General features: G+C 54.2%; 8 protein-coding genes. 5 read left to right on the forward strand and 3 right to left on the reverse strand.

Translation table 11 applies throughout. The features are described from left to right. Positions 1-46: 46 nt before the first annotated feature. Together GTN70_00625 and GTN70_00630 are read right to left on the reverse strand one after the other, a co-directional pair. On the reverse strand, positions 47-499 hold the full coding sequence (locus GTN70_00625; GenBank protein ID NIO15505.1) for an intradiol ring-cleavage dioxygenase: 453 nt from the start codon (positions 497-499) through the stop codon (positions 47-49). Between the two features lie 379 nt (positions 500-878). Then, positions 879-2,357, reverse strand: coding sequence for a cryptochrome/photolyase family protein (locus GTN70_00630; protein ID NIO15506.1), 1,479 nt, complete (start codon positions 2,355-2,357; stop codon positions 879-881). Between the two features lie 504 nt (positions 2,358-2,861). Between GTN70_00630 and GTN70_00635 the strand changes: the two genes are divergently transcribed. Together GTN70_00635 and GTN70_00640 are read left to right on the forward strand one after the other, a co-directional pair. Further along, the gene (locus GTN70_00635; protein NIO15507.1) at positions 2,862-3,311 is read left to right on the forward strand and encodes an Hsp20 family protein; all 450 of its coding nucleotides are present in this window, start codon (positions 2,862-2,864) and stop codon (positions 3,309-3,311) included. Between the two features lie 21 nt (positions 3,312-3,332). Beyond that, a complete protein-coding gene (locus GTN70_00640; protein ID NIO15508.1) occupies positions 3,333-3,734 on the forward strand; it encodes an Hsp20 family protein in 402 nt (133 codons plus the stop codon). Positions 3,735-3,913: 179 nt separating this feature from the next. Here GTN70_00640 and GTN70_00645 read toward each other — a convergent pair whose 3' ends face one another. Then, positions 3,914-4,972: an ornithine cyclodeaminase family protein gene (locus GTN70_00645; protein NIO15509.1), complete on the reverse strand. Its 1,059-nt coding sequence runs from the start codon at positions 4,970-4,972 to the stop codon at positions 3,914-3,916. Between the two features lie 337 nt (positions 4,973-5,309). Here GTN70_00645 and GTN70_00650 point away from each other — a divergent pair, with 337 nt between their 5' ends. The 3 genes from GTN70_00650 to GTN70_00660 all read left to right on the forward strand — a co-directional run. After that, positions 5,310-5,687, forward strand: coding sequence for a hypothetical protein (locus GTN70_00650; protein ID NIO15510.1), 378 nt, complete (start codon positions 5,310-5,312; stop codon positions 5,685-5,687). 9 nt (positions 5,688-5,696) lie between these two features. Next, positions 5,697-5,909: a hypothetical protein gene (locus GTN70_00655; GenBank protein ID NIO15511.1), complete on the forward strand. Its 213-nt coding sequence runs from the start codon at positions 5,697-5,699 to the stop codon at positions 5,907-5,909. A gap of 330 nt (positions 5,910-6,239) precedes the next feature. Then, positions 6,240-6,460 (forward strand): hypothetical protein (locus tag GTN70_00660; GenBank protein ID NIO15512.1); only part of this gene is annotated, 221 nt, incomplete at its 3' end.

A 6,460-nucleotide genomic window follows, 5' to 3' on the forward strand; every position in this document is an offset into this window, starting at 1 on the left:
CAAAATGTGAGAAAATGGGAACTGACCCCGATTGTTTACCGAGGGTTTATTCCGGTATCAGGACCAGGTCGAAGGTTCCTTCTGTCCTTGCATTAATAGGATAGTGCTGGGTCACCAGCGTCCGGTAGCCCTCGGCTGACACCCGGATGTGAATGTGAGGGGGACGGCCGTAATAGGCCGGCGGGAAGTTGCTCTCGAACCGGTAGGACCCCGACTCATCGGCGAATGTGGTAGCGCGATGATCGTTGTCGTATCTTCCACTGGGCCCCCCCAGCCAGAGCTCGATGCGCGCCCCTTTCAGGGGGGAGCAGTCCACGGATGATAGCACATCCCCGGTAAGGACGTACCCCTCTCCCACCTTGGAGCGTTCCGGGGCCCCGGGGGCATAGAAAGGCCCCATAGAGTCGGGCTTGGTGGGCTCGCAGGTTTTCGCATACGCGGGAATGCCGGCAGCGGCGAGGGTGAGGGATATGACCACGATGGCGATAAATTTTCTCATTGTACTAACATATAGCCTAACAGTTGTTCTGTCAACATTGCCGAACCTTCTTTGCCCGCCTCTTGCCGGTAATCACCCTTTTTTCACCGGTGACAGGGACGCCCGGGAGTAAATGACGGGGGCTGGAGGGGGACCGGCCTTCCGGGTTTTCCCGGCAGAAAAAAACCGGAACTATGAATTCTTATAAGGCAAATTCGGCACTTGCAGTTCCTATACCTACACACTGGGGGTCAGTTCCCATATCCTCAGGTTTTTCGCAATTTTCCCATATGGGAAGACAGACGATAGAGGCCTGGTCCTCGCAGTAGCTGAGTGATCCATGCAAAATGTGAGAAAATGGGAACTGACCCCCTGCTATCCGGCGGTGGGGAACGATACCTCACAGGATCTCGAGGAATCTCTCGGCGGTGGCTAAGTGCTTCTTGAGTTTCGCCCGGGGCATCTTTTTCAGGTGGGCAGCCATGAGGCTCATCCGGGGGCTTGAAGCGAAAAAGTCCCTGTGCTTGTGGATGAACCTCCAGTAGAGACCGTCCAGGGTATCGCACCAAGGACCTTTCGAAAAATCGCTCATTTTGCGGATGTAGCTGGAAGAGCAGATGTAGGGCTTCGTCGTCATGAGACCCCCGTCTGCATGCTGGCTCATCCCGTAGACGTTTGGAACCATCACCCAGTCGTAGGAGTCGATGAACAGGTCCATGAACCAGTAGTAGACGTCATCCGGATCGACTTCGCAGAGGAGAAGGAAATTGCCGATTACCATGAGCCTCTCGATGTGGTGCGCATAGGCATATTTCAGGACACGACCGATAACGGTATCGACGGGATCGACCCCGGTGGTGCCTTCGTAGAAGGAATCGGGCATTTTTCTCTCGTGTTTCCAGAAATTCGTCGTCCTCTGCTTTACTCCTTCGAAGAGGTAGAGTACACGGATAAACTCCCTCCATCCGATGACCTGGCGGATGAATCCCTCAAGTGAGTTCAAGGGGACCGGGGTATTGCGTGCAAAATCAAGGGTCTCATCGACCACCTGGGCCGGTGTAAGAAGGCCGATGTTCAGGGCCGGTGACAGAACGGAGTGGAAAAGGATGGTTTCCGAGGAAGAGATCGCATCCTGGTAGGTGCCGAAATTCTGCAGGCGGTTTTTCAGGAAATCGTCCAGGCAGCGCTTCGCGTCCCCGTGGGTAACCGGATAGTGGAAATCCCGGCAGCTGCCGGGGTTGTTGCCGAAGTGCTCTTCCACATAAATGCCGGCTTCCTTAACGAAGCGGTTCGGAGCGGGAAACCACGGGGCGGGAACGATGATGTTTGCCGGCAGCTTCCCTCTGTTCTCGGGGTCGAAGCTCCACTTCCCTCCCTTTGGCTTGCCATCTTCCAGTAGAATCCCGCGCTTCTTCCGCTGTGCGATGTAGAAAGCCGACTGGGAATAGCGGTCTTTCTCCGCGAAAAACTCCTCCAGCCACGCCTTTTCCGAGAGGAATCCCGGCGTGGTCAGTATTTCCAGCCGTATACCGCGGGCTTCGGCTCCCTTCCGTAACCTTTTTTCCAGGATGAAATCGGTCGGCTCGACCAGGTACATGGTTTCCACGCCGGCCTGATTCAGGGGACCGAACAGGTACGCCATGTCGGGATCTTTTGCGTGCTCCAGGTAGTGGACCCTGAATCCTCTCCCGGTAAGATCGGCCTCGCAAGCTTTCATGGAGGCGCGGTGCAGGAGCAGCTTTTGCTTGTGGAATCGCATGGGGTAGTGGAAATCGGAGAAGAAGAGCTGATCCTCAACGAGGTACACGTCCCGGTTGCGGGAAAGCCCGGGGTGATTCCTGTAAAGCTGGTGCGGAAATATGACAGTGGCTTCTTTCACGGCAGCCTTTCCGGGTCTCTGAAACTCCCTTCGTTATCATATTATGTCTCTCTCACCATAGACGGCAAGAGACAAATAACCGGGGTCAGTTCCCATTTTCTCATATTTTGCATGGATCGCTCAGCTCCTACGAGGATCAAGCACTAATTGTATGTCTTCAAGTATGGGAATTTTTCGAAAAACCTGAGGATATGGGAACTGACCCCGATGTTGCCGATGTTGTCCCAATGTTGTCAAAATGTTGTCAAAATGGCAATGTGTGCCAAATTGGCACGGTTTGGTTGGCTTCAGCCGTTTCTAACCATTATCCGTGATTGCGCAAATAATTAATAGAAACCAATGGTTTATGATTTTTCCATCATCGTTTTCACGTTGGCACACGATTTGAAAATAGATGATGGAGCGGATGCAAATTCATAACAGATAAAGGAGATACACATGGTTGTATACGCGCAAATACAAAACAAAAGAGGAACCAGAAGGGGTTCCGGAAAGGAGGTCGTTATGACGAACTGGAATGTGTTCAGTGAGATGGACAAACTGCGGACTGACATGGACCGGTTGTTTAGCGAAGTGACGGGCTCCCGTCCCTGGCGGCTTGCTTTCCTCCCGGGGATTGCTTCCCGCCGCTATCCACTGGTAAATGTGAGCGAGACCGAAGGAGGCTACAAGGTTGTCGCACTGGCCCCCGGGGTTCAACCGGAGAACTTCGAGGTCACGGTAAAGAACAATATTCTGACCCTCTCCGGTGAAAAGAGACCACCCGAGGATGTGAGTCCCGACGAGTATCACCGGTCCGAGCGTTCCGAGGGCAGGTTCGTGCGCTCCCTGGAACTCCCGGGCGCAATCGACCCGGACAGGGTCAAGGCCAGTTACGCAAATGGACTACTGACGGTGATCCTGGAGAAGAGCGAGGCCGCAAAACCTCGCGCGATTCCCGTGGACACCGCGTGAAAGAAAAGAAGGAGGTGCACAATGACTAACATAGAACGAACGGTATCGGAAAGCGGACGAGTATCTCCCGACAGGAAGGAATTGACACGGCAGGAGGAGCGTTACGCGATACCTCCCGTGGACATCTACGAGAAAGAGGATGGGCTCACGGTCCTCGCGGACCTGCCGGGCGTAACTTCCGAGGGTCTTTCGGTAAACGTTGAGAACGGAATACTCACCATCGAGGGAAAGGTGGAACGGCAGGCGGCAGAGGATGTGATCAGCAGAGAATTCGATTTGACCTCTTTCTACCGCCAGTTTCGGATCTCGGAGACGATCGACACCGAAAAAATCAAAGCTACGCTCAAAAACGGGGTTCTCACCCTTCTCCTGCCGAAGGTGGAGAAGGCAAAGCCCCGTCAAATTCCTATCCAGTCTGCCTGATCGATTCAATCATCCAGAGGGCCCGGCTGCTACCGGGCCCTCGCATCGGGGTCAGTTCCCATATCCTCAGGTTTTTCGCAATTTCCCATATGGGAAAAAAGATGGTAGAGGCTTGGTCTTCGCAGGAGCTGAGTGATCCATGCAAAATGTGAGAAAATGGGAACTGACCCCATCATCAATTAAAATCTGATCAGGTCCTTGAGGCCAGCGTGCTCGAAGATCATGCAGCTCTGGAGCGTCAACCTCTTCCCTGCTCCGGCAGAAATGGCTCTTTCATACATCGCATGAGCTATCGCCACATCGACATAGGCGAGGCCTACGGCATTGAAGTAGTTGATTTCCCCTTCCGATTCCCGGCCTTTCTTATCCCCCGCAACGAGTTCCACTAAATTCGCATAGATGTCGTCATCGCTGAGTTCACCGTCCTTGTACATGCGGCTCAAGGTTTGGGTGCGGTGTTTGACCGTTTCCCAGTCGTCGCAGACGATTTTTGTGCACTTTCTCGCCACGGCATACTCGTCTTCCCATCCGCCGATGTGGCTGTAGAAGGCCCCCTCTTTTACCCAGTCGGCTTTCAGGAGCGGGGCCTGAGCGCTCGTGCCCGTGACGATAACGTCTGCCCCCACGATGGCCTTCGCAAGATCCGTGTCCGTGGGGATGAATTTCATGTCCGGGAAGATGGGCTGCATCTCCTCGATGAACTGCGCCTCCTCCGGTGCCGTTTTCGCCGACACACGGCACTCCTCGAGGCCCCTCAGGACGGTCTTCATTGCTACCAGGTGCATTTTCGACTGCTCGCCGGAACCGATGAACCCGATGACCTTCGAGTCTTTCCGGGCAAGGTGTTTCGCTGCGATCCCCCCCATGGCGCCGACGCGGATATTCGAGCAGAGGGTTCCTTCCATGACCGCCACGGGGAATCCCTTTTCGATCTCCGAGAGAATAATCACCGCAGAGAGGTTCTGCAGGCCGTATTTTTCCGGGTTCGGGGGAAACACCGACACCCACTTCACGCCGCAAATCTTATCGGTCAGAAAGGTGGCCGGCAGACAGTTGATCCGCTCCTGGGTCTCCTGGTTGAAGATCTGCACGATCTTCTCGGGAAAGAGGACTTCATCGTTGTTGAAGGCGAGCATTCCCTTTTCCGCAGCCGCCATGGCCATATTCATATCGAAACAGCCGGCCTCTAAAAAATCCTCCTGGGACAGGTAGGTGAAGGTAATTTCGTTTTTCGACATAAAAGTGTCTCCTTATTTCAAGATTCCCTATTGTGACAAAAACAGGGTGGCCATTCAACAAAATCGGGCCCGGAGCAACACGGAACCTCTGATCTCCGGTACCACGGACGCTCGCGCCACAAGTGTGATTTCTGGTTTTCATTCCCCGCGACGCCTCCCATATGAGATGTCCCTTTCTTTTGGCGCAAAAATGTGAGGAAATGGGAACTGACCCCAATGCTGCTCTTGTTATCTGGTCTCGAGATACGGTAAGGTGATACAAATCATTGCCCCGTTTTTTTGTGGTTCGTTCGATTGGTGAAAAGGGGTATCTTCAAAATCCAAAAGGGGGCAGCACATGGGAAACGTGTTGCGTCGGGGGCTCTGGCGGCTTATGCTGCCGATCCCGGAAGGGGTATGGCGGAAGCGGATCTCAGCCGTCGGAAAAAAGATCGAAAGAGAGCTTTCGTTCATGGAGCAGGACCATCGCAGGGTCCATCACTTCGTGGTGAGAGAGCTGCCACGGGCCGGGATGCCGCTGCCGGCAGAAGCTATCTCTGAGAGTCTGGATATATCCGTGGAGCGGGTTTCGGCTATTCTGGATGAGCTCGAATCCCGCAAGGTGTTCCTGGTGAAAAACGGCGAGGGGTCGGTGGTTTGGGCCTATCCCGTGACCGTCGAGGAGACGCACCACCACCTTACCTTCAGCACGAAAGAGGAGCTCTACGCGGCCTGAGCGGCCGATGTGATTGCCACGCCCTTCGTGCAGGGGCGCCTGAGAGGAACGGACCTGTCGGTTCGGGTGAGAACGATCTGTGCCCACTGCGAAAAAGAGCTGAACCTGGAGATAGACAGCGACCTCAATATCATTACACCGGAGGGTGCCGAGCCCATGGTGTTCATACCGGAGGTAAACGTGTTCACCCTGGAGGCCCCTACCATCATCGATGATTTTTGAAACGAGAACGTGTTCTTCTGGTCAGAAGAACATGCCAGGGCATACCGCCGCAGGAAACACGGCGTCCGCGGCTCATACTTTACCGTCACCCAGATAAAATACGTCACGGAAATCATACAGAGTGCGATTTTCGGTTTCAAACGGTAAGAGACAGCGCAGAAAAGGGCAGGGTAACCGGGGTCAGTTCCCATATCCTCAGGTTTTTAAAATTTTTTCTAAGAGGAAAGACAGGTAGCAGGGGCGTGATCGTCGAAGGAGCAGAGTAACTCATCCAAAATGTGAGAAAATGGGAACTGACCCCAAGGCCGCCCCAAGGCCGGGAAAATGCCCATGCGAATCGATGATTTCAGATTCGGGGAGATGGTCATAGGTAATACGACCTACTACTCCGATGTCATCGTCTACCCCGACCGGGTCGACCCTTCTTGGTGGAGGAGGGAAGGGCACTATCTGAGGGTTGAGGACGTTTCCGGGATTGCGGCGGCGAAACCTGACGTGGTAATCATAGGGACAGGCCAGTCGGGCGCCATGGAGGTGCCGGAGGAGACGGT

The sequence above is a fragment of the Deltaproteobacteria bacterium genome, assembly GCA_011773515.1.
Lineage (GTDB): Bacteria > Desulfobacterota > Deferrimicrobia > J040 > J040 > WVXK01.

Excerpts from the sequence above, each read along its gene's own strand:
- GTN70_00625 (NIO15505.1), bottom strand. The coding sequence starts at position 499 with ATGAGAAAATTTATCGCCATCGTGGTCATATCCCTCACCCTCGCCGCT.
- GTN70_00635 (NIO15507.1), top strand. The coding sequence starts at position 2,862 with ATGACGAACTGGAATGTGTTCAGTGAGATGGACAAACTGCGGACTGAC.
- GTN70_00640 (NIO15508.1), top strand. The coding sequence starts at position 3,333 with ATGACTAACATAGAACGAACGGTATCGGAAAGCGGACGAGTATCTCCC.
- GTN70_00645 (NIO15509.1), bottom strand. The coding sequence starts at position 4,972 with ATGTCGAAAAACGAAATTACCTTCACCTACCTGTCCCAGGAGGATTTT.
- GTN70_00650 (NIO15510.1), top strand. The coding sequence starts at position 5,310 with ATGGGAAACGTGTTGCGTCGGGGGCTCTGGCGGCTTATGCTGCCGATC.